Source organism: Myxococcales bacterium (assembly GCA_012517325.1).
Classification (GTDB): Bacteria; Lernaellota; Lernaellaia; order Lernaellales; family Lernaellaceae; genus JAAYVF01.
This window is the reverse complement of record JAAYVF010000085.1, coordinates 18,654-40,704: the sequence shown is the minus strand read 5'-3', so window position 1 is coordinate 40,704 and position 22,051 is coordinate 18,654. Positions and strand designations below refer to the sequence as shown.

Below are 22,051 nucleotides of genomic sequence, written 5' to 3'. Positions count from 1 at the left end.
TTCTATGTTATATTCCGCGCCGATGAGTCTGATCTTCGCCGATTTGCTCACGCACCGCCGGCTGCTCTGGAGCCTGGTGATGCTCGATCTGCGCAAGCGTTACGGCGCCAGTTTCGGCGGCTTCTTCTGGTCGGTCATCAACCCGCTGCTGCAAATACTCGTTTATACGTTCGTTTTCGGTTACATCCTCGAGGTCAACATCGGCGGCAACGCCGGCACCGCCAACTACGGCGTTTTCCTGTTCGCCGGCATGCTGCCCTGGATCGCCTTTTCCGAGGCGGTGCAAAAATCGGGCACGGTGATTCTCGAAAACAAGGATCTGGTCAAACAGGTCCGTTTTCCGACCATCCTTTTGCCGATGCACGTGCTGCTTTCCAGCTTTTTGCACGAACTGATCGCCCTGGCCATCTTCATCGTCATTCTGGTGATCGTCGGCGAACCGCCCTACTTTTGGGCCCTCGGATTGCTCTTCATTTTTCCGCTGCAATTGGTTTTCACCCTCGGGTTGAGCCTGATCGCCTCCTCGCTGCACGTGTTTTACAAGGACGTCGGCCAGGTCATCTCGGCGGTGCTGACGCTCTGGTTCTTCGCCACGCCGATCATCTATCCGCTGCGGCTGATTCCCGATCAACTGAAGCTTCTGTTCTACATCAACCCGCTGACCCCGTTGATCAGCGCGTATCGGGCGGCGCTGCTCAGCAACGAAGTCCCGCACCTGTGGACCGTTTTCTACCTGGGCGTGTTCTCGCTGCTGGTGTTCCTCTTCGGCTTGCTCTTGTTCCGCCGCCTCTCCCGCGAATTCGCCGATTTGCTCTGATCCCTTTCCCGGCCCGCGGCGAATCAATTGAAGAAAGCCGGCGGCAATGACGGATAAAAAAAAGCCCGGAGCCTCGCGGCCCCGGGCTTGGACGCTTCGACGAAGCGAAGTCTATTCGAACGCCACGTAATCGATGGTCGCGGCCGAGTCGTAGATCCGGTCGGCCACGTCGCTCACGGTGATCAACACGGTGATCGTCGCGCCCGCGGTGACCGGGTATTCGGCCACGCGGCCCGCGCTGCTCTGGGTGTCACCCGGGCCGCGCGGCGTGCTGGCATCGCTGCCGCCCCAATTCAACTGACCGTCGAAGATCGCGCCGGTCGGGTTGTAGGTGGCGTCGGCGCTGCTGTCGATGTTGCCGATCGCCAGGCCCAGATCGGTCCAGGCGCCTTCGAAGGCCACGTCGTTGATCGTGCGATGGATGACGTAGCCCGTCTCGCCCTGGATGATGACGGTGAAGATGTCGTTGTACGCGGAGTTGATCCACTCCTCGTATTCCTGCGAAATGAAGTTGTAGGAAACCACGAACTTGGTCGCGCCGGCCGGAACCGTGAAGGTCCGCGTCACCGTGCAGGACGGATTGTCGCTGCCGCCGGAGGTGATGAAGCCGTAATACTGCTCGCTGCCGCCCGGGAACAGGTCGCTGTAATTGCCGTTGTACACGCCGAAGCAGCCTTCCGGACCCGCGAAGTACCAACCGTCGGTGGTGCCGGTTTCGAAATCGAAGTTGTCGCCGCCGCCGGCCGGAGGCGGATTGACGCCGTCGTCGCCGCCCAGGTCGGTTTCGCCGTCGTCGATCACGTTGGTCTCGTCTTCGAGCGGATCGTCTTCGGGTTCGGTGCCGGGATCTTTTTCATTGGGATCGTCGGCCGGATCGGTGATCGGGGCTTCGCTGGAGCCCGCGCAGTCGCCGGCGTCGAAGTTGACGGCGGCCGGCTTGCCGTTGCGGCTGGGCACGGCCCAGGTGCCGTCATCGGCGGCGAAGGTGAAGAACGGACCATCGGAGGCCAGAACCAGGATGTTGTCGGCGGCGGGCGGATTGCCGTCGCAATCGGTCACGGTGCCCTTCACGAAGCCGACGGCTTCGAGGGACAGGTACGCCACGTACCAACCGGCGCCCGAGGAACCGACGCTGGCGCCGAGTTTCTCGATGCTTTCGCCGTCGAGCATTACCTTACCGTCCTGGAAGAGAATCTTGTTGGCGTAACGCAGGCCCGGATCGCCGGCGGGCGTCGCGGTCGCGTGCGCCATGATGACCTGCGATTCGATGTCGCCGAAGCCCAGGCCCAGATCCTCGAGCACGCTCAGATCGACTTCGAAATCCTGATCGATCAACTGCGCCGTCTCGGCGTCTTTCAAATTCACCGCGAAGAGGAATTGCCAGTCTTCCGGGGTAGACACACCGGTTTCATCGGCAAAGTCGTCTTCATTCAGAATCCACTCGTAACCCGTCGCTTCCTCCAGAGCGTCTTCGGCCGCGTCCTCGGCTTCATCGCAACCGGCGATGAACCACATGGCGAGAACGAAGGCAAAGAGCGCCATTAACCTTGTCGATAACTTCATGCGATTTACCTCCCAAAAGGTATTTTGATTTGTTACACAGGCAGTCCCGACTATTGGGCAAAGCCGGATCAGTTATAGCAATCCCCCCGGAGGGTGTCAAAGAAAAAGAGGATTTTCTCAAGGAGGCGTATTGCGGAACGGATTCTCCGGACCATCGCTGACGGCCGCCAGAACATGATTGCGGCGAAAGAGCAAAATCAGTTTCTTCCCCGGCACGTTGGCGATGGCCTTCGTCAGCTCGGCAAAAGGATAATAACCATATTTATCCGGCTTTACTCCGTAATAATACTCGAATATTTTACCGCCACCAAGAACATAAATACCTTCCATGTAATAGATGGAATAAAGCGGCGCCGGGCCCGGAACTCGGTTGCTGGTCAGAATGGTTCGGCTCTCCAACTTGGGATATTGAGACATAATCTCTATCATCAGTTGATGGGCCAGGATACCGTTGGTCCGTAGACGCAATGTCTTGTGATGGACCGACTCGACCTGACTCCAGATCATGACACCGTAAAACAACACCAACAAAAACCAGCGTATATAATTTTGCCGGCGATAAAAGAATTGCAGCAAGGCGGCGAAACCGGCTCCGGCGAGAATCGCGAACAAGGTATTGGGGCGATAGATATAAAGCTCGCTGACCTGGCGAATGAAAATATCGGGCAACATCAACAGGAACAGCAGCGCGTAAAGCCAGCGAAAGCGGCGACGATCCTCGGGATGGCTTCGCGACCGCAAGTACAAGCCGCCGATCATCGTTCCCAGGACGCCCAGACAAAACGCGATCCAAAGCGCCAGGAACCACCATTGCTGCAGGCGCAAAACCACGATCGAACTGCCGACCGGGGTCAGCAGTCCCAGCAGAAAGAAAAACAGGTTCATCGGCGCATTCAAACCGGGACAGAGATCGTATCGGCCGGGGCCGCAAAATTTCGGCGAGACGGCGCCGGCATGAACGCGAAAGGCGAAATACAAACTCAGAATCACCGCAAAGGGAACGGCCGCGGAAACGATCATTCGCCGGCGCCGCTCCGGCGCGGTGGACCGCCACTCGCGCCAAATCAGCAAAGCCGTCGGCAGCAGGTAACTGACGCCGGCGTCCTTCCAGAGCAGCGAGCCGGCCAGCGCCAGCGCCCCGATGAAATACCAGGCGGGGTGAACGGGCGTTTCCGGTTCTTTCCGCATCAGGCACAGCAAGGTCAGGGAACCGAAGAAAGTCGAAAAAATCTGGCTGGCGGCATCGTTGGACAACACCGCCATGGCGTTGGCGTGACTGAGCCCGAAATAGGCCGCCGCGAACAGCGCGACCGGCCGGGTGAATTGCCAGCGACGCGCAAAGGAATAAACGAAAAGAATCGTCAACAGGTGGCCGGCGATCGAAAACCACCGGTAGAGGATGGGTTCGCCGCCGAAAAGCACGAGGTTGGCGCGGATCAGCAGATGATCGAGCGGCCGGTAGAATTCCGGGTTGTACAGCGTGACGAACAGTTTCCACCAGGGCTCGGGCAGCATGGTTTTCATCGAGGCCCAGGAAATGAAATCATCGGCGAAAAGCTGCAAATCCGTACTACGTGAATAAAGCAGCAATACCGAAATCAAGACCATGCCGACACCGGCGATCGTCGTGGAAATCGTTCTTTTCGAATCGGTCTGATTCAACCCGGTTCTCCAAGCAATCGCCTGATTAAACGATCGACCTGTGGATAAATCTGTGGACAAAACGTCAGTCGCTCGGCGGGTCCGGCCGGCAACCGATTTTTCCGCCGGAATCCCCTTCACGCCCCGATAAAAAATCCGTCTTTTTTCGCTTTATATTCAAAAATCGCCTTATAATATCAGCAACTTATCCTCTGAGAAGGTCGCTTTGCCGCCTCTTTTTCCTGCTAATCATTCTTGATACTGATTATTTCTGACGTTTTATCGCCGCATCCGCCAAAGTCACGGCGATCTTCCGATTCATCCCCAATTTATCCACAGGCCGTTCAAACTTCATCTCGCCTTTCAAATATGGTTGCTAACTCGGCCTGACGGATGATTTTTTTCATTCCGCCGACGATCCCATCCGGCCTCGATCCGCGGGAAAAAAACCAGCAACGATCCGGCCAGGAACAGGCCGGCGGCGTAGCCCGCCAACACATCCGACGGGTAATGCACGCCGACGTAAATTCGCGTATAGCCGACCAGCAATGATACCAGCGCCATCGGCGCCAACCAACGGCGATAATACGCCCCGATCACGATCGTCGCGGCGACCAGGTTGGCGGCATGATTGGACGGCAGGCCATTGCCGTGCTTCCAGCCGACCAGCGCCCGAATGCCCGTCAGTACGACGGTCGGCCGTGGGCGCGCCAGCAGCGGCTTCAGAATTTGGGCGCAGTACACATCGGTCAGCAGGACGGCGACGGCAAGCAACAACAGAAAGCGTCGATCGTTTTCACGATTGCGGACGAACAGCCACCCGGCCAGGCAAGCGACGGGAAACCACAACCACCACGGATTCTGAAGCGCCACCGACAACCGATCCAACCACGCGGCGGTCCACCGGGTGTTGATTGCTAAAAAAAGTTGCCGATCCAGTTCGGAAAGCAACATCCGGCCCCAAAGAAAAAAGGGCGCCGATCGAGGCACCCTTTTTTATCGACAGTCTGTAAAGGACTACTTGCCCTTTTTCTTCAAACCAGCGGGTTTCTCCGCCTTCTCTTTCTTCACGATGCCAGCGGGTTTTTCCGGTTCGACCGGCTTCACTACCTCGGGGGTAGGAGCAGGGGTGGGTTCCGGAGTCGGAGCCGGTTTGACTTCCTGTTTGATCGGCATCGGCATCGGAGTCGGTTCTTCCTTTTTAGCGCAGCCGATGATGGCGAAGGTGCTGAAAGCGAAGAGCACGACGGTTAGAATCACCACAAAACGTTTCATGCGGTTATCCTCCATTCCTTTTAGTTATCAACTTGAGGGGTCGCATGACACGACCCCTCAATCCCGTTTGCAAACCGTAATCCGTCAACTAGCCTATATTGGCTAGAGGTAAACGTGATTACTTACCAGTCGGGGCCGGAGCGGCCGGAGCAGCGCCAGCAGCCGGAGCGGCCGGATCCGGGGCAGCGGGGGCCATCGGTTCAGCAGCCGGGGCCGGCGGGGGCGGAGCAGCCGGGGCCATTTCGGGGGCCGGAGCGGCCGGCATCGCCTCGGGGGACGGCGCGACGGGCTCGGTCACTTTTTGGCAAGCAACAAAGCCGATCGCCAGCACAAACACGAACATCAAGGTAAGAAACGTCCGCATCTCATTGACTCCTTCGTCAAAGGTTTAATGGAGCATAGCCGTAGACGCAGAAACGATAGTGAAACGCACCCTTGATGTCAATAAGAAATTCACAGTGTACTTTAGATTCGTCACGCGCTATTTTGTTTGGTTGTCAAAGGAGGGTGCCGTGCGAAAATTCGATGCCAAGCAAGCGTATAACTATTCGACATCATTATCTTTTCCACGTCTTGTCGGCACTCCGGGCGAAATCCGCGGACGCGATTATATTCAGGAAGAAATGGCCAAAGCGGGGATTGCCACCGAAAATTCGCCTTTCCGATTTTTCCCCGCTTTGTCCTTTGGAATCCTGAAAAACCTCCTGGCGATCGGCCTGGTCATGCTGCTGCTGCACCGGCTGGCCTTATCGGCCTGGCCGCGTTTCGGCGCACTCGCCGGCCTGCTCATTCCGTTGATCGCCCAACATTTGTGGAACACCTACCGTCGCGCGGCCGCCGAAAAACTGAGCGACAATCGCGCCGCCTATTCCTTCCACGCGCGGTTCGTCCCCCAAGCTTCCTTGCAGTTGCGCAGCGCCAACATCATCGCGGACCTGCCCTGCAAGGGGCCGGTGCGCCGGCGCCTGGTGTTCTCGGCGCACACCGATTCGAAAAGCCAGAACATGTCCATCGTGACGCGCGCGACGTGTTCGATCGTTTTCGCGCTCGGCGTTTTCCTGCTGCCGTTGCTGACCGCGCCCGGCCTCATCTGGCCCGCGTGGCTATTGGGCAAGATCGGTTTCGTCTGGTGGGTGCTGTGGCTGGCGGCGGAAGTCTGCGCCGTTGTGCTGCTCACGATGAAGGTCACCAACCAATCGCCCGGCGCGATGGACGACGCGGCCGCTTGCGGTGTCTTGATGGAAACGGCCCGCGCGCTCGCGGCGGAACCGCCGGACGGCGTGGCGGTGCGGATCGTCTGGACCGGTGCCGAGGAACTGGGACTGGCGGGGGCGCTGCATTACGCGCAGAACCTCGACATCCGTTCGCCGTGGCGCGAGGCTTATCACCTTAATTGGGAAGGCGTCGGCGGCGGCACGAAAATCTGGTTGGCCACCGGATCGGGACCGGGAAAGGAAAAAGAATCCCTGCCGCGCAAGGCCGTCGCCCTGGCGGAAGCGGCTTGCCGGCGGTGCGGGGTCGCGCCGAAAAAACTCAGCCGGTTGGTCGGCGGCGAGGCCGATCACATACCATTGCTGGAGGCGGGTTTATCGACGGTGACCCTGATGTTTTCCGGCGCGCCGGCGACCAAAGTGCATACCAGCGGCGATCGGGCCGAGATTCTCTCGCCCGAATCGATTGAATTGGCGGGCAATATCGCCTTGACGGCGGTTTCTTTATTAGAGGAAGGAACAATCCAGGAATAAAAGGCCAAAATCTGCGTTTTTTGTAACGTCGCCTTTTTATAGAGAAATCAGGCAACTAAAAAATAATCGCAGAATATACTTGACATATTGTGTTCTAAACCCCTATAACATAACCCGAAATGCATTTATGGAGAGAAACGTGAAACCGAGCCGGACCCGATTCATGCCCTATTTCCTAGCGGCAACGGTCCTTCTTCTCATGCTGCTGACCGGCGCGTGCGGACCGAAATTCGATCAAATGACCGCCCAGCAAATCTACGAATACGGGCAAAACAAGTACACGGGCAAGAGCTATCAGGATGCCATCGACGCTTACGAGGCGCTGATCGACCTCTATCCTTTCTCGCTTTATGTCACCGATGCCGAGTTGGGCATCGCCGACGCGCATTTCATGAAGCGGCAATGGGTCGAGGCCGAGGCCGCCTACGATTCCTTCGCCAAACGGCATCCCAATCACCCGAAAATCGACCATGCGCTCTTTCGCAGCGGCATGTGCGGCTACAAACAAAAACTGTCGATCGACCGCGATCTGACCGCCACCCAAAAAGCCGAAGCGCAATTTTCCACGGTGGTTTCGCGCTACCCCGACAGCGAGTACTACAACGAATCGCGCCTCCGCCTGAGCGAGGTCCGTAACGATCTGGCCAAGCGGGAGCGGTATATCGCCAAACACTATTGGCGCGACGACGAATATTACGCCGCCTTCAAGCGTTACGAGCGCATCATCCGGCTCTACTCCGACACCGACTATTACGAAGAAGCGCTCTATTACGGCGCGCGCTGCCTGGTCGAACTGGACGAGCGCGCCGAAGCCAAGCGGTACCTGGAGCTGTTGGTCCGCAAATATCCGGAAGGGAAATACGCTTCCGATGCAAACAAGTTGCTGGGTACGTTGCAATAAACCGCTCGCCGCGCTGGCGGTGATGCTCTGGCTGGTCGCGGCCGGCTGCGCCGACGACCGCGCCCGCGTCGACCGCACGCTGGACGCCCGCGAGGCCGCGCTCAACAACCGCGATCTTGACGGGTACATGCGGTTGATCGCCCCGGACTACGTCAAAGCTCGCCCCGATTACGATCCGCGCGCCGAAATGGAAAAACTGTTCCGGCAACTGCGGTCGATCCACTACCAGGCGTACGCGCGCAACGTCCAATTCGAGCAGGCTGACCTGGCCAGGGTCGTTCAGGAATATCGCATGGTGCTGACCACTCCCAATGGAATGAGCAAGACCATCGAAGGCGTCGACCACTTCCTGCTGAAAAAGGAAGGTTCCTGGCTGTTTGCCAAGTGGTTGATTTACCAAGGGCTGGACGGTCCGGCGAAAAAACCGGACGGCCCAGCGGCGGAATCGGCGCCCGCCACACCCGAGCCGCCGGCCACTCAAGAAGGAGAGTCTTGATGGACCTCGAAACCACGATTTTAGTGGAACAGGGCAAAGAGGCTTTTTCGCGCGGCGATTATCGCGTCGCCGAGCAATGTTTCACCAAAGTGGTTCAGCGTCATGCGGAGTGGCCGGAAATGCACGGCAAACTGGGCACGATCTATCATCAGCAAGGCAAGTTCACCGACGCCATCAAGCTCTACGCCCATGCCATCGCGCTCAACCCGCAGTACCTCGAGGCGCGGCTGAACCTGGCCGTCCTGCTCAACGACATGGGCCAGTACGAACAGGCCAGCCGACTGCTCGCCAACCTGAAGAAAAACGTGCCCTACCCCGGCCGCCTGAACATGGTGCACCTCGCCGAACGCCACATGGTGACCGGCGACGCCTATTTCGCGATCCAGCTTTACGAGCATTCGCTGGTCGAATACGAACACGCCGCCAAACTGCGGCCCGGCTGGCCCGACCTGAAGCGGAAACTCGCGGCCACCTACCGCCGCCTGGGCCGTTACAAGGACGCGATCCACGAACTGGAAGCGGCCATCGCCATCAACGGCAAGGACCCCGACCTGCAGACCGAATTCGCCTTGTGCCACTACCAGTCCGGCAATCGCCAGCAGGCTTCCCTGCTCTGGCAGGCGGTGCTGGAAAAGCATCCCGATCACGAAATGGCGCGCCGCTTCCAAACCATGATGAACAACGGCCGCCATCACGAGATCGCCGCGGCGTAGCAATTTTATTTGGATTTCCAGGGGCTCACGCCCCTGGCTATGACCGTCGCCCTACAGGGCGACGCTCTGACACCTGCCAGGCAGGTTCCATGAAAGCCCGCCACAAGCGGGCGACCGATTGCCTTGGCGATCCTGGCCAAAGGCGGGAGCCCCTGGATTCTCCGTCGCATATTTGTAAGCAAGCCATTTCATCCGAATACGATTGAATCCGATGATGGTTTTCCTGATTGGCTATCTATTTTTTAACTCGATTGTACTCGGACAGGCTCACCGTGAACGCGCTATATCCTGATTGCCAGGCGAAGTTATCGTTTTCCAAAAAAGATTCACGAAGCTACCGCGATGAATTCGCTTTGACATCGCGAACCAGATCGGCAAGTGATACTTGAGGTTTACTCTTTACCAAGAGATGCACGTGATCTTCAATGCCTCCGCCGGCGAGAAGCGATGCCTTCCGATTTGCCAAGATTCCGGAAAAGAATTCAAACATGGCCTGGCGGATTTTGTCCGTTAAAAAAAGGATAACGACCGACCGTGCTAAAGACGATGTGGTAAATCAATACGGTATATGAACTTCCCATTGGATGCCCCCGACGATTAAACTGCTATTTTCTCATCCGGGTGCGATTTTACTCCAGCACCACTTCCCGCCCGAGGCTGACGAAGCAAAAGACCATCGTGACGTTCTCGCAGCCGAGCAGTTCCCGCACGGCCGCGCGGTAGATCTCGCCCTGCCGCCGGTATTCCGCCACGCGCTGCCCCAGTTGCTCGGGCGCGACCCGGCCCGTCTTGTAATCGAGGATCACCGCCGCGCCGTCTTTTTCGGCGATCAGATCCATTTTGCCGCTGTAGACCGTGCCGTCCGGATCGCGCCAGACGAACGGCGCCTCGCGCCAGACGCGCGCCCCCATCACCCTGGCGAACGAGGGCAGGCGCAGCAGGTTTTCGTGCCATTCGCGCAGCCAGGCGGTTTCGCGCGAAGACAATTCGTACTCGACGGCGACCTCGGCGGCCGTTCGTCCCCAGCCCAGCGGTTCGTCGAGGTCCAGCCGTTCCATCAGCGTGTGAAACGCCAGGCCCATTTTCAGGCCGGCGGAACGCGTCGCGGGCGCGGCCGGCGATTCGGCGGCGAGGCGGCTCGGGCTTTCGAAAACCAGGGCCGGCGCCGCCGGAACCTCCGCCGCCGCCGGCGGGCGACGGCGGGCGAGCCATTCCTCCACCAGCTCTTTCGTCGCCGCGGACAAGCCGCCTTCGGCCACCAGCGCCGGCAATTCCCAACGCGGCAGATCGGCGCGTTTCAGACCATCCAGCGCGACGGTTTTCCATTGCGCGCCGGCCAGTGCGCGCACGGTGAAATCCTCGGCGAGCATACCGGCCCGTTGGAAAAACTCGGCGAACCCGACCGGTTTCTCCACCGACCGATTTTTGCCGCGCCCGTATTTCGGGAAAAAAGGCAGCACGAGGTAATCGCGAGCCCGCGTCAGGGCGACGTACAACTGACGGATGCGCTCGGCCTCGCCGAAGCCCGCCTCCTCCCGCTTCATCCGCTCGTAATTGGCCGTCCGCACGTTGTCGGCGACGCAAAGCCCCAGTTCGCCCGTCGCCCGGCGAAACAGTTTGACCGGCGAGACTTGCGCCGCCCGGAAGTCGACGTTCAGTTCGAGCGCAACCACCACCGGCCAATCGAGGCCCTTCGCCTTGTGGATGGTGAGAATCCGCACCACGTCGTCGGCGTCCTCGGTGATGGCGAAATCGGCTTCCTCGCGCTCCTCGCGATAAGCCGCGGCCCACTCGCGGGCGAACTCGCCGAAGGTCAGCCGCGACCGGTCGGCGGCCCGCGCCGCGGCCAGCAGCTTGTGCAGATTGGCGACCGCCACCTCGGCGTGCGGCAGCGTCAACGCGGTGGGCAGCGCGCCCACCAGGTCGAACAGGCCGCGCACCGTGGCCAGGCAGCCCACGCGGTTGCGCGCCGCGTGCAATGCGCGCATGGCCGCCAGCATTTCACCGATCTCGTCGCCGGGCTGCGCGACATCGCCGAAGTAGCGCAGTTCGCGGTCGTCGCGCCCCAGCACGTGCAGCAGCAGATCCTCGTCGGCAAAGCCGACCAGCTCGCTGCCCAGCCACTGCGCCAGCGCCAGGCGGTCGTCGGGATCCTCGAGCGCCGTCAGGCCGTTGACGGCCGCGGCGATTTCCTCGCGCCGGTAAAACACCTTGCCGCCCTCGAGCCGATACGGCACACCGGCCTGGCGCAACGCCTGCTCGAGGCCCAGAAATTTCGACGCACGGCTGTCGAGGATGGCGACGTCGCGCCAACGGAGCGGGCGCTCGGCCCCGGCGTCCTTGTCGTAAACCGGCAGACCGGCCGCGTGCGTCGCGCGAATCCACGCGGCGACCGCCGCGAATTCGTAGGCCCGCGCGCTCGCGCCGTCCTCCGCCGGCCGATCGCCTTGCAGCACGATCACGCCCGCACCGTCCGGCGCGTCCCGGCGGCCGGCGACCAGCGGCACGTAATCCGGGCTGACGGGCATCGCCGGATCGAGCTTCATCAGAGGCGGGAAGACCGCGTTGACGAAATCGATGATGCCGGGCGCCGAGCGGAAATTGACGGCGATGTGCGTCGGTTCCGCGCCGGCCAGCAGCGCCCGCCGGGTTTTTTCGTAAACCTCGATGTCGGCGCGGCGGAACCGGTAGATCGATTGCTTCGGATCGCCGACGACCACCAGCTTGCCGGGCTTGAGCCGCACGTCCTCGACCCGGTCGGCCACGGCGCCGTCCTCGGCGAGAAAAAAGGCGATCTCCACCTGCAACGGGTCGGTGTCCTGGAACTCGTCGATCAAAAGCGCGTCGAAACGCTGCTGAAAATAGGCGCGCGCCGCTTTGTTTTCGCGCAGCAGCCGGCCGGCCAAGAGCAGCAGATCCTGAAAATCGAGCAGGCCCCGCCGGCGCTTCACGGCGAGGAAATGCCGGCCGAACTGACGAGCCAGCTCGAACAACCGGCGCATCTCGGGCTCGCGGACGATTTGCCGCAAGGTCGCGCGCGCCGCCTTCAACCGCGCGCGGAATTCCTTGTTCTCGTCCTTGCCGCCGTCGCGCCAGCCCGCGGCCTTGCCCTTGCCCAAATGAAAGTCCGGCAGCGCATCCACCGCCGGCGGAAACGCCTCGCGCTCGTCCGGCGACGGCAGATTGTCCAGCGCCGCCGCGAAATCGGCCACTTGCCGGAAGCCTTCGTTCTCCGGGTCGCCGCAAAAGCGGCGCGCGTGCTCCAGCGCCGCCGCCGCGAGGCCGCGCAGTTCGGCGAGCATCGCGGTGAAATCGGTCGCGGGCGGTTCGGCCTCGAGCAGTTCGTCGGGATTGCGGCAGATTTCGTTCGCCAGCCGCCACACGTAATCCCAATCGTCCCGACGTTGCCGGAATTCGCGCTCGCGCAGATACCACCGCAGGATCGGCGCCGCCTCGGGATCGCGAATCCGCTGGTCGAACCATTCGTCGTAGGTTTCGGCCAGCAGCCGGTTGAACGCCGCCTCGTCGAGCACCTCGGCGCGCGGATCGATGCCCGCTTCCACCGGCAACTCGGCGAGCAGCAGGCGGGCGAACGAATGCAGCGTGCCGATGGCCGCCGTTTCCAGGTCGCGCAGCGCCTGCGTCAACAACTCGCGGCGGTCCTCCGACGTGGCGGCGAGCGCCTTTTCCAGTTCTTGCCGGATTTTCACCTTGAGTTCGCCGGCGGCCTTTTCGGTGAAGGTGATGGCCGCCAGCCGCGCGAGGCGCAGCGGCCGTTCCGCGTCGGTCAGCAACGACAGAATGCGGGCGACGAGCAGAGTGGTTTTGCCGGTGCCCGCGCCGGCCTCGATCCAGAGGGCGTGGTCGCGCGACCGCGTCGCCAGCTCGCGCGCCGGTTGATCGGCCGGGATGGGCCGCCGGTCATTCATCGATCCGCCCCACGAGGCGCAACCAAGGACAGTATTGCTCACCGGGTTTGGCGGCGAGCCGCGCTCGGCCGCGCGGGTCGCAGATCACCTGAAAATCGCAATGCCGGCAATAGGCGTTGTCGTCGTTTTTCAGCAGGTCGGACCGGGGAACGAAGCGCCCCGCGCCGATGCCGCCGACGATCCCCGCGATCACCTGCCGCAACTCGTCGCCGTGCCGCGCGACAAAGTCCGCCGTCATTTCCACGGCCGTCGGATCGATCGCGCCGTCCTTGTTTTTGAGAAACCAGTAAGCCGCCCGGCGGACCGCCGCCGGTTCCGGCCCCGCGCCGAGCATCATCAGCAGGTAAAGCGGCACCTGGAGGGTGCAGCCCGCGTTGAAATCGTCGTTTTTCGGCGGTTTGCCGTCGAAATGGCGCCGGGCTTTGCCGGTCTTGTAGTCGACGATCCGCCAGCCGCCCTCGGCGTCGCGATCGAGCCGGTCCAGCCGCCCCTTCAGCGCGACGGTCCGCTCGCCGATGGCGATTTCGGCGGTCAGTTCCCGCTCGGCCGATTGCACCGTGTAGCCTTCGCTTTGCCGCGCGGCGAACGACAGCAGAGCGCGAATGCCCGCCGCCAGCCGCTCGCGCTCCGCCTCATCGAGCACCCCGCCGCCGGTCAGGTTTTCCGCCGCCAACCGCTCGTATTCGTCGGCAATCAGGCGATCCAGTTCGGGCGGCGTCAGCCGGGCGGGATCGGCCGCGGCTTTTTCCAGCACCTTGTGAAACAGCCGGCCGCGCCGGTCCGCCGGCAGCGAAACGACCAGTTCCGGATCGTCGGGGCTGCGCAACGCCAGGATTTGCGTGAGCAGAAACCGCCGCGGACAAAGCGCGTAGTTTTCCAGTTCAGTCACCGACCAGGCGTCCTTGCCGCCGGCCCACGCGGCCAGCTTCGCGCGCGCCGCCGCCGACTCGCACAACCCCTCGTGCCGGGTGACGTATTTTTCCGCCCAGCGGCTTTGCTGCCGCCGCCAGACGCGCTCGAACGAAGCCGCGCGCGCCGCGCGCAGATAATAAATGGGGGCCGCCGGGTCCGCTTTCGCCAGTTCGATCATCGCGCCCAGGTCGCGCTCGTCATCGTCCAGCGCCGACGCCGGATCGACCGGCGCGAAGCGGCCCGCGGGCATGACCTCGACCAACGGTTGCCGGCGCGGCAGGTCGTCGTAGGTCAGGGTTTCGCCGAGCGCCCGGCCGGCGAGGCCGAGCAACAGGTGGCTGGGCAGACGCGGCTTGCCGCTGGCCGGATCGAGGCGCGGAAAGGAAAGCGCCAGCCGTTCGGTGGCCACGCGGCAGACGAGGTCGAAGACGCGCCCTTCCTCGACCGCGCGGTCGGCCGTGATCGGCAAGGCGTGCGGGCGGCCGGCGCGGCGGCAGATTTCGAGCCGTTCGCCGTCGAGCAGAAACGGATCCTGGCGCGGCGGCTGCGGAATCTGCGATTCGACGCAGCCCGGTACGAAAACCATGCGAAAGCGCAGACCGCGCGCGGCGGTCCAGCCGACGATCGCCAGCCCGGCTTCGTCGCCGGCCTCTTCTTTCAGGCTCAGGATCAATTCGTCGGCCCGGCCGCGGAAATAGCCTGCGTCGAACGGCAGGCCGGCGCGGTCGATCGTATTGAGTTCGGCCAGACGCTCGAGCAGTTCGGCGCGGTGCTCATCGGGCTTGAGGAATCGTTCGATCAGCCGCGTCAGGGCCGCGGTCGCCCGGCGAAAATCCGCCGCCGCGGCCAGATCGTCCAGGGCCGCGCGCAAAAACGCGAACGCCTCGCTCAGCGCGCGCGCCGCCCGCCGCTCTTCCTCGGACGCCTTCCCGGCGGCGAATTGCTCGAGCCGCTGCAGCCAGTCGTCGCCCTTTCTGATGCGCGCCAGGCGACTAACGCGATCCCAAAGCGGCTGCGTCTCCCGTCCGTCGTCCGTCGCGGGCAATTCGACCGCCGCCAGAAAGGCCATGACTTCCGTCCGACCCAGCGGCGAGCCGATCAAACCCAACAGGCGCAGCACGGCGCGCCACGCCGGAGCTTCGAGCGGCGTCTGCCCGCCGGCCAACCGATAGGGCACGCCGGCGCGGCGGCAGGTCTCGGCGAACAAGTCGGCATAGAGGTCGGGATGCCGCAGGATCACGCCCATCTCGTGATAGGCGACGCCGGCGCGGCGCAACCGGCGCGCCTCGCGCACGATCGTTTCCGCCTCGGCGGTTTCGGACGGGCAGGACCAAATACGCAGCCGCTCCGGGTCGGGCCGCCAGGGCTCGGCCGGCGGCAGGCCGGCTTTTTTCAGGAACGGCGGCGGCGCCAACACCCGCGGCACCCACCAGCGGACCGTCGCGTGTCGCGCGATGGCCGTCAGCAATTTTTCCTGCAGCGCGTTGACGTCGTAGACGCCGACCACGTGCAGCTCACCGGTCCCGAAGTGGGCCGCGAACCGGGCGGCCGCGGCGGTCGCCTGGTTTATTTCGTCCTGCGGAGTGAAAAAATCGCGCGTCAGTTCCCGGCGATATTCGTCGAACAACCCGGCCAACTCGCCCAATTTGTCGGCGCCCGGCGCGGCGAGCGGCCACGCCGACCAGCCGGCTTCCTCCAGGTCGGTGAAGGTCGCCAGCAGCGCCTCGGGCGAGCCGTCGTAACGGCCGACCGGCGCGAAGTAAACGGCGCGTTCGCGTAGCAGGCGCGCCAGCAAGGCAGGTTGGTACAGCGGCGGCACCGGGCGGAGCGAGCGGCGCAGCAACGCCGGCCGGCCCAGCGCGGCGGCCAGGTCGCGAAACGTCGGCAACCAGACACCCCAGACGCCGCCGCCCCGGCGCAGCAGCAGTTCCTGCAATTGACGGCGCAGCGGATTGGAGCCGACCAGGGCGACGATCGGCGTGCGCTCGCCGCGCCCGCGCCGCGCCAGCACCTCGTCGACGAAAGCGTCCACGCAAGCGTGAAAGTCGTCGAAGAAGGACCATTCGAATCGCGTCGCTTCGCCGCTCGGCATGCCGCGAGGCCTCCGGTTTTAAAAAGGCAGCCCCTTGTCGCGAAACACCTCTTCGTAAAGGGCCAGAATCCGTTCCATCCGGTGCGCCACCGAAAATTGCGACCGGACCAGCGCCGCCCCCGCGCCCGCAAGCCGTGCGGCCAGTTCGCGGTCGACCACCAGTCGCTGCAGGGCGCCGGCCAGCGCCGCCGGTTGCCGGATCGGCACCACGAGGCCGGTTTCGCCGTCGCGCACCAGTTCCGCGTTGCCGCCGACGTCGGTGGTGATGACCGGCAAGCCGCAGGCCATCGCCTCGCGGAGGACGCCCGAAACGCCCTCGCCCGCGAAACTGGGCATCACCGACAGATCGGCCGCCGCGTAGACGCGTTCCATGTCGCGGCGGAAGCCGGCGAAAATCACCCGGTCGGCCACGCCCAGTTCGGCGGCCCGTTCGCGCCAGGGGGCCTGATCGCCGCCCCCGGCGAAGACGTGCCATAGTTCCGGATGCGCGGCGCGCAGCGCCGCTGCCGCTTCCAGGTAGTCGCCGTGGCCTTTTTGCCGCACCAGGTTGGCCGCCACGACGCTGACCAGCGCGTCGGGCGGGATGCTCCACTCGGCGCGCACCGGCGCGCGCTCGGCCGGCAGCGGGCGGAAGCGTTCGGTGTCGGCGCCGCCGTAGATCACGCGGATTTTATCGGCGGGCACGCCACAATCGACCATCACGCGCCGGCTGTCCTGGCTGACCACAATGATGCGATCCAGCCGCCGGCTGCGGTACTTGTAGCGGTTCAGGCCCAGGCGGAAATTGACGCCGCGCGTGTTGACGACGCACGGAATGGGCAGCCCCGCACCCGCCAGCAGCACCAGCGACAAATCGCTTCCCTTGTGCGTATGGACGATGTCGTAGGCGCCCCGCCGCAGCCAGTCGCGCAGGCGCCAGATCTGCGCCGGGTGGTACCAGCGGTTGAAGCGCAGAAACCGCACCGCAACGCCCGCCTGTTCCAGCGCGGTCAGGTTGGACGATTCGCGGTCGGCGCCGGCCCGGTAATTGAAAAGCGCCTCGACGCGCGCCCCGGCCGCCGTCAGCGCCCGCGCCAGCTGCGACAACTGGATGCTGCCGCCGGAACGGATGTTCTGGTGCGTGGTCGTCAGCAGAATTTTTTTGCCGGCGATTCCCATCGGCTTCGCTCAGGCCGCCGGTTTGGCGGGCGCGTCGCGCAGATTGGCGGCGATCTGCCGGTACGGCACGACCCGGACGATTTCCTCCAGCGTGGTGAGCTGGTGCGCGACCTTGCGCAGCCCGTCGAGGACCAGCGGCGTCATCCCCTTGGCGATAGCCAGGCGCTGGATTTCCGGCAGCGGCGTCTCCATCTGGATGTGCTGCTGCAGTTCATCGTCGACGATGAACAGTTCGAACAAGCCGATGCGCCCGCGATAGCCCGTCTGATGGCAGTGCTCGCAACCCCGCCCTTGCACCAGGTCGAGGCCCGCCGCCGCCCGGCCGAACAGCGCGCGCAGGCGGTCGTTGGGCAGCAACGGCGCGGCGCACTGCCGGCAGACGCGGCGCACCAGGCGCTGGCTGAGCACGCCCAGCAGGATGGAGGAAACGATGTCGTACTCGAGGCCCAGGCCGGCCAGGCGCGAGATCGCCGAAACGGCGTCGTTGGTGTGCACGGTGGACAGCACGAGGTGGCCGGTTTGCGCGGCCTTGGCGGCAGCGTCGGCCGTTTCGGCGTCGCGGATTTCGCCGATGAGCAAAACGTCCGGATCGTGGCGCAGGAAGGCGCGCGCCAGATCGGCGAAATCGAGTTTCGGGCCGACCTGTTTCTGGCAGACGCCCTCGATGTCGTATTCGATCGGATCCTCGGCCGAGAGGATTTTGATCTGCGGATTGCGGATGTGCTTCAGGCTGGCGTAGAGCGTCGTCGTCTTGCCCGAACCGGTGGGGCCCGAGTTGAGAATGAGGCCCTGCGGGTTGGCGATCAGCCGCTTGAAGTTGTCCAGGTCGCCGCTGGTGAAGCCCAACAGTTCCAGGTCGATCGGCGCCATGGACTTGTCGAGAATGCGCAGCACGATGTCCTCGCCCCACGGGCCCGGAATGATCGACACGCGGAACGGCACCTCGTACAGGTTGCCGCCCTGGTTGACCGGCAAGGTCAACCGGCCGTCCTGCGGCGCGCGCTTTTCGCTGATGTCGAGCCGCGAGACGATTTTGATGCGGTTGACGACCTCCTCGACGTTCGCCTTGTTGATCGGCGAACGGACGCGCTGCAACAGCCCGTCCACCTTGAGGCGCGTCACCGTCTCGTACCGGAAATTCTCGATGTGGATGTCGGTGGCGCCGCGGCGCAAGGCGGTGATCAGAACCTCGTTGACCAGCCGCTTGATCGGCGTGTCGTCCTCGCGGTCGAGCTGCGCCGAATGGATGCTCTTTTGTTTGCCGGCGTCGCCCTCGGCCGGCGCCTCGGCGCCCAGGATGACCTCGCGCTCCAGTTCCTGCGGCGGCGACGGTACGCCCGGCGGCGGATCGACGACCTTGTCGAAGCCGTAGGCATAGGCCAGCGCCTTCTGGATTTTTTCGCCCGCCACCTTGATCGGCGTCACGCGCCGGCCGCGCATCACGCGGCTGATCGCGTCGAGCGTGTCCAGGTCGTTCGGATCGGCCAGGCCCACGACCACCGGATCGCGGTCGCCGGTTTCCACCCGCCCCAGGATGATCACGTCGTGCGTCAGGCAGAACATCTGGGGCAACAGCCGCACGCTTTCCGGGTCGACCTGATAGGGTCCGAAATCGAAGTCGGCAATCGGTTCGCTCATGTTTCCTTGCCTCCAAGCGCTTCGGCCGGGTTGGCGATCAACAGGCGATCCAGTTCCGCCTCGCCGACCAGCTCACGTAGTTCCTCCAATCCGGCCCCGAACGCTTCCATCGCTTGTTTGGGCGTATGCGCGTCGGAGCCGACGAAATCGACCAACTCGTGCTTGAGCATCCATTCGGCCGCCTTGCGGGCCTTGCGGCCGTACATGCCGGTCAGGCTGCCGAGATTGATCTGCAGGCGATAGCCGGCATGCGTCAGCATCTCGGCCAGCCGCGGCTCGCGACCGACGTCGGCGTAACGCTCCGGGTGCGCCAGGATCGGCACGAATCCCTTGATGCGGATGCGAAAGGCGAACTCCTTGGTCAGCGGCGGCAGCTTCAGCAGCGGCAATTCGACCAACACGTGCGTGCCGCCGGCCAGCGGATCGATCCGCCCCGCTTCGAGGCGCTGGTAGAAATGATCGTCCAGGTAGTATTCGGCGCCCGGGTGCAGCACCAGGCCGGGCATTTCCAACCGGGTGCGTTCCAGCAGCAGGCGGATCGCTTCGTCGACGGCGGCGCGCGTGGGTTCGTAAACGCCGACCATGACGTGCGGCGTCACCGCGATGCCGTCGAAGCCGGCCTGCCGGGCCTGAAAGAGAATTTCCAGGCTTTCCGCCGCCTCCTTGGCCCCGTCGTCGAAACCCGGCAGCAGATGCGTGTGCATGTCGATGTAGCCGCCCACCGTACGATTCTCCCCGAACAGTTTGTTTTTTCTTTTCTTTCGCTCTTTGTACCCGATGGCAGGCTTTCAGGCAATCAAGAACCTGCCGCCGTACATGAAGATAACGATCGATACGCGGCGGTCCGTCAACCAATAAATAAAGGCGGGGCGGCGGATCCGGTTGGGATCCACCGCTAGCTTAGAGACAGTTGATAGGGTCACCTAGAAGGCCGGGCAATTTGAGGACACCGTGAGCAGGTGTCCTCGCGGGCATGATAAACCCTCGACAATCGAGGGCGATGGGCCCGAGAGAACTGAGGGCCTTCGGTCTGCCGTCTCCGGCAGATCAGCGGTATCGGCGAAAGCCCTCAGCAAGCTATGAAAGAACGAATGTACGCCTCACCATGGGTGCAAACGCGGTGCCAAAAGATGTTTCTCTTTATTCTCATGGAGTTGCGGAAAGGCCGGTCCGAAATGGACGGTTGTTTCTCGCGGATTTTTCATCAGGCGCGATGAAAAACTGAAAGCGGGCGCTTGTCTTTTCAAGGTACTGCTTGGCAGGGGAAAATATTCATGGTATCAACAGACTAGCTCATCATTGGTCGTGAAAATGCGCATTTTATTGAGAAATCTACTCATTATCGGCGGGCTGACCCTGCTCGCGGCGGCCTGCAACCCCACTTATCTGCCGATCGAGCCGACCGGTATCGCCCAGGTGGAGGAATTCGAGGTCGGCGGTTTCGGTTCGTTCGGTTACGTCGGCCGCAAGATTCGACCGGTCGGCTTTCGCGGTCTGGTCGCCAACTTCGGCGTCTATCTGCGCAAGGGAATCAAGGACGGCGTGGACCTGACCGTCGCCGTCGACAATTGCAGCCTCAACGGCGCGCTGGGTTTCCGGCAGGACATCGACGGCAACGCCGTCTTGCGGCCGCGGCTCGGCCTCGGGTGGTTGTCGGGTTTTGCCGGCGTGGATTACGCGACGCGTCTGAGCGAGGGCGAAATCACCAACTACAGCGTCGGCGGTTCGGCGTTTGCCTGGATCGGCGACGCCTACTGGACCGACGATCCGGGCCGCAGCTACGGGCTGCGCCTGGGCGGCTTCGGACACACCGGCTCGGAACCGCGCTGGCAGTCGACGGTTTCGGGCGGTTTGCGGCTGGATTGGGCGCCGTTGCAATTCGGCGGCAAGGGCGCGCCGGAAACGATCGTCGATTTCTTCGGCGGCTCGCGCAATCCGTACGCCGAGCCGATCGATCGCGGCATTCTGCGCAACTGGCCCGCGCCGACCTTCGCCTTCGAGCCGGGCGCCCTCGTGCTCACCGGCGGCCCGGCGGTGACGTACCATCACAAAGGCGCGAATTGGAAACCCGGCGGCGAAAAAGAAGAAGAGGAGCGGGAGGAAGAATGACCTTCCGTTAGTACCGTTTCTCTCATTACTGATTCAGGTAATCGATTAAAATGAGAAAAAACGGGTACACGAAGTCGTCACGCCCAGCGTGACTTGGTTCATGTCCCCGTTTTTTATTTCTCATTCCGCATTCCCCATTATTCCTTGCGGCATGAGCGGTATCGCGGCTGCTAAGCCGCTCTTACGTTCCGCATTCGCCATTCCCCATTATTGATACCCGCCCCAGGCCAGTGCGACGTGGCGCGTCTGGCTGACGGTGCCTTCGTCGCCGACGCCCTGCGATTGCTCGACGAGAATATCGAGGCCGCCCACGTAAGGATCGACCGCGGTCGAGGCAAGCGCGCCGGTCACCGCGTCGGGCGTCGGTCCTTCGATGGAAAGGATTTCGAAGCTGCCGGTCAGGGACAACGGATCGAATTCGCCGGCCAGGGTCGGAGCGGCGAGATTGCCCTGATCGTCGGCGAGGGCCTGCGCGAGCACGGCCGACCAACTTTCGGCGAAAGCGCCGTCGGCTGTCGCAAAGCCGAGGGTCACCTCGACCTCCAGCCGGTGCCGGCAATCCCAACCGATCTCGCTCTGGCTCTCGTCGTCGCCGGCCGCGGGCACGGATTCGATCTGCCGGATTTCGCCGCCGTTGTAAGCGATGGTGACGGTCAGATCGGTGGCGGTTCCCGCCGGCGATTGGGTCAGAAACGAGGTGTCGCCGGAATAATCCGCCGCCGTGGTGAAACCGCCGCCGGTGGTGTCGAGCAGGTCGTCGGCCGAGATGCCGACCAGTTCGCTGACCGTGTCGGCGCCCGCGAGGACCGTCGTCGTCTCGTCGCACAGGTTGTCGGCGTTTTCGTCGCCGGTGTCGTCGTCACCGAGGTTGTCGTCGTCGTTGTCGTCGTCATCGTCGTCGCCGGAGCAGGCGAAAGCCAGAAACGCCAAGCTAGCAAGCGTCAAAAACAGGATCCAGAATAATTTCATTTTCATCGGTTCCTCCATCGCCCCCATTCAGTCGATTCAGTTCACTCCAGATCGGGCGGGGGTGTCAATCGCGGCCGGCTCGTGACGCGCCGA

18 protein-coding genes are annotated in these 22,051 nt (G+C 62.9%); 6 read left to right on the top strand and 12 right to left on the bottom strand.

Annotation, left to right across the window (positions count from 1 at the left end; translation table 11 throughout):
* The first annotated feature begins 22 nt into the window (after positions 1-22).
* Entirely contained in the window at positions 23-817 is a 795-nt protein-coding gene (locus tag GX444_14745) for an ABC transporter permease (protein ID NLH49837.1), read from the top strand.
* A gap of 111 nt (positions 818-928) precedes the next feature.
* Here the strand turns inward: GX444_14745 and GX444_14740 are convergent, their stop codons facing one another.
* The 5 genes from GX444_14740 to GX444_14720 form a co-directional block, all read right to left on the bottom strand.
* A complete protein-coding gene (locus GX444_14740; GenBank protein NLH49836.1) occupies positions 929-2,380 on the bottom strand; it encodes a hypothetical protein in 1,452 nt (483 codons plus the stop codon).
* A gap of 117 nt (positions 2,381-2,497) precedes the next feature.
* Positions 2,498-4,042 (bottom strand): hypothetical protein, encoded by a 1,545-nt coding sequence (locus GX444_14735; protein ID NLH49835.1) that lies wholly within the window; start codon positions 4,040-4,042, stop codon positions 2,498-2,500.
* A gap of 342 nt (positions 4,043-4,384) precedes the next feature.
* Positions 4,385-4,975, bottom strand: a complete 591-nt coding sequence (locus GX444_14730; GenBank protein NLH49834.1) for a phosphatase PAP2 family protein — start codon at positions 4,973-4,975, stop codon at positions 4,385-4,387.
* A 63-nt stretch (positions 4,976-5,038) separates the two neighbouring features.
* A complete protein-coding gene (locus tag GX444_14725) occupies positions 5,039-5,296 on the bottom strand; it encodes a hypothetical protein (protein ID NLH49833.1) in 258 nt (85 codons plus the stop codon).
* A gap of 118 nt (positions 5,297-5,414) precedes the next feature.
* A complete protein-coding gene (locus GX444_14720) occupies positions 5,415-5,660 on the bottom strand; it encodes a hypothetical protein (GenBank protein NLH49832.1) in 246 nt (81 codons plus the stop codon).
* Between the two features lie 313 nt (positions 5,661-5,973).
* On the opposite strand from GX444_14720, the gene GX444_14715 reads away from it, so the two are divergent.
* The 4 genes from GX444_14715 to GX444_14700 all read left to right on the top strand — a co-directional run bounded on the left by GX444_14715 (position 5,974) and on the right by GX444_14700 (position 9,151).
* Positions 5,974-7,041 (top strand): Zn-dependent exopeptidase M28, encoded by a 1,068-nt coding sequence (locus GX444_14715; GenBank protein NLH49831.1) that lies wholly within the window; start codon positions 5,974-5,976, stop codon positions 7,039-7,041.
* Between the two features lie 139 nt (positions 7,042-7,180).
* Positions 7,181-7,942: an outer membrane protein assembly factor BamD gene (locus GX444_14710; GenBank protein NLH49830.1), complete on the top strand. Its 762-nt coding sequence runs from the start codon at positions 7,181-7,183 to the stop codon at positions 7,940-7,942.
* Entirely contained in the window at positions 7,911-8,438 is a 528-nt protein-coding gene (locus GX444_14705; protein ID NLH49829.1) for a nuclear transport factor 2 family protein, read from the top strand. The genes GX444_14710 and GX444_14705 overlap by 32 nt, the downstream gene beginning before the upstream one ends.
* The gene (locus GX444_14700; GenBank protein ID NLH49828.1) at positions 8,438-9,151 is read left to right on the top strand and encodes a tetratricopeptide repeat protein; all 714 of its coding nucleotides are present in this window, start codon (positions 8,438-8,440) and stop codon (positions 9,149-9,151) included. Before GX444_14705 ends, GX444_14700 begins: the two co-directional genes overlap by 1 nt.
* A gap of 334 nt (positions 9,152-9,485) precedes the next feature.
* Here the strand turns inward: GX444_14700 and GX444_14695 are convergent, their stop codons facing one another.
* The 6 genes from GX444_14695 to GX444_14670 all read right to left on the bottom strand — a co-directional run bounded on the left by GX444_14695 (position 9,486) and on the right by GX444_14670 (position 19,602).
* Positions 9,486-9,641, bottom strand: coding sequence for a hypothetical protein (locus GX444_14695; protein NLH49827.1), 156 nt, complete (start codon positions 9,639-9,641; stop codon positions 9,486-9,488).
* A 139-nt stretch (positions 9,642-9,780) separates the two neighbouring features.
* The gene (locus GX444_14690) at positions 9,781-13,080 is read right to left on the bottom strand and encodes a UvrD-helicase domain-containing protein (GenBank protein ID NLH49826.1); all 3,300 of its coding nucleotides are present in this window, start codon (positions 13,078-13,080) and stop codon (positions 9,781-9,783) included.
* Positions 13,073-16,084 carry a hypothetical protein gene (locus tag GX444_14685; GenBank protein ID NLH49825.1) on the bottom strand — a complete coding sequence of 1,004 codons (3,012 nt, stop codon included), beginning with the start codon at positions 16,082-16,084 and terminating at the stop codon, positions 13,073-13,075. Before GX444_14685 ends, GX444_14690 begins: the two co-directional genes overlap by 8 nt.
* Positions 16,085-16,102: 18 nt before the next feature.
* Positions 16,103-17,242: a glycosyltransferase family 4 protein gene (locus tag GX444_14680; GenBank protein ID NLH49824.1), complete on the bottom strand. Its 1,140-nt coding sequence runs from the start codon at positions 17,240-17,242 to the stop codon at positions 16,103-16,105.
* Positions 17,243-17,251: 9 nt separating this feature from the next.
* A complete protein-coding gene (locus GX444_14675; protein ID NLH49823.1) occupies positions 17,252-18,880 on the bottom strand; it encodes a type II/IV secretion system protein in 1,629 nt (542 codons plus the stop codon).
* Complete coding sequence (locus GX444_14670; GenBank protein ID NLH49822.1) at positions 18,877-19,602, bottom strand: hypothetical protein; 726 nt, start codon at positions 19,600-19,602, stop codon at positions 18,877-18,879. The genes GX444_14675 and GX444_14670 overlap by 4 nt, the downstream gene beginning before the upstream one ends.
* 601 nt (positions 19,603-20,203) lie before the next feature.
* Between GX444_14670 and GX444_14665 the strand changes: the two genes are divergently transcribed.
* Complete coding sequence (locus tag GX444_14665) at positions 20,204-20,989, top strand: hypothetical protein (protein ID NLH49821.1); 786 nt, start codon at positions 20,204-20,206, stop codon at positions 20,987-20,989.
* 207 nt (positions 20,990-21,196) lie between these two features.
* Here the strand turns inward: GX444_14665 and GX444_14660 are convergent, their stop codons facing one another.
* Complete coding sequence (locus GX444_14660) at positions 21,197-21,964, bottom strand: hypothetical protein (protein NLH49820.1); 768 nt, start codon at positions 21,962-21,964, stop codon at positions 21,197-21,199.
* Positions 21,965-22,051 lie beyond the last annotated feature (87 nt).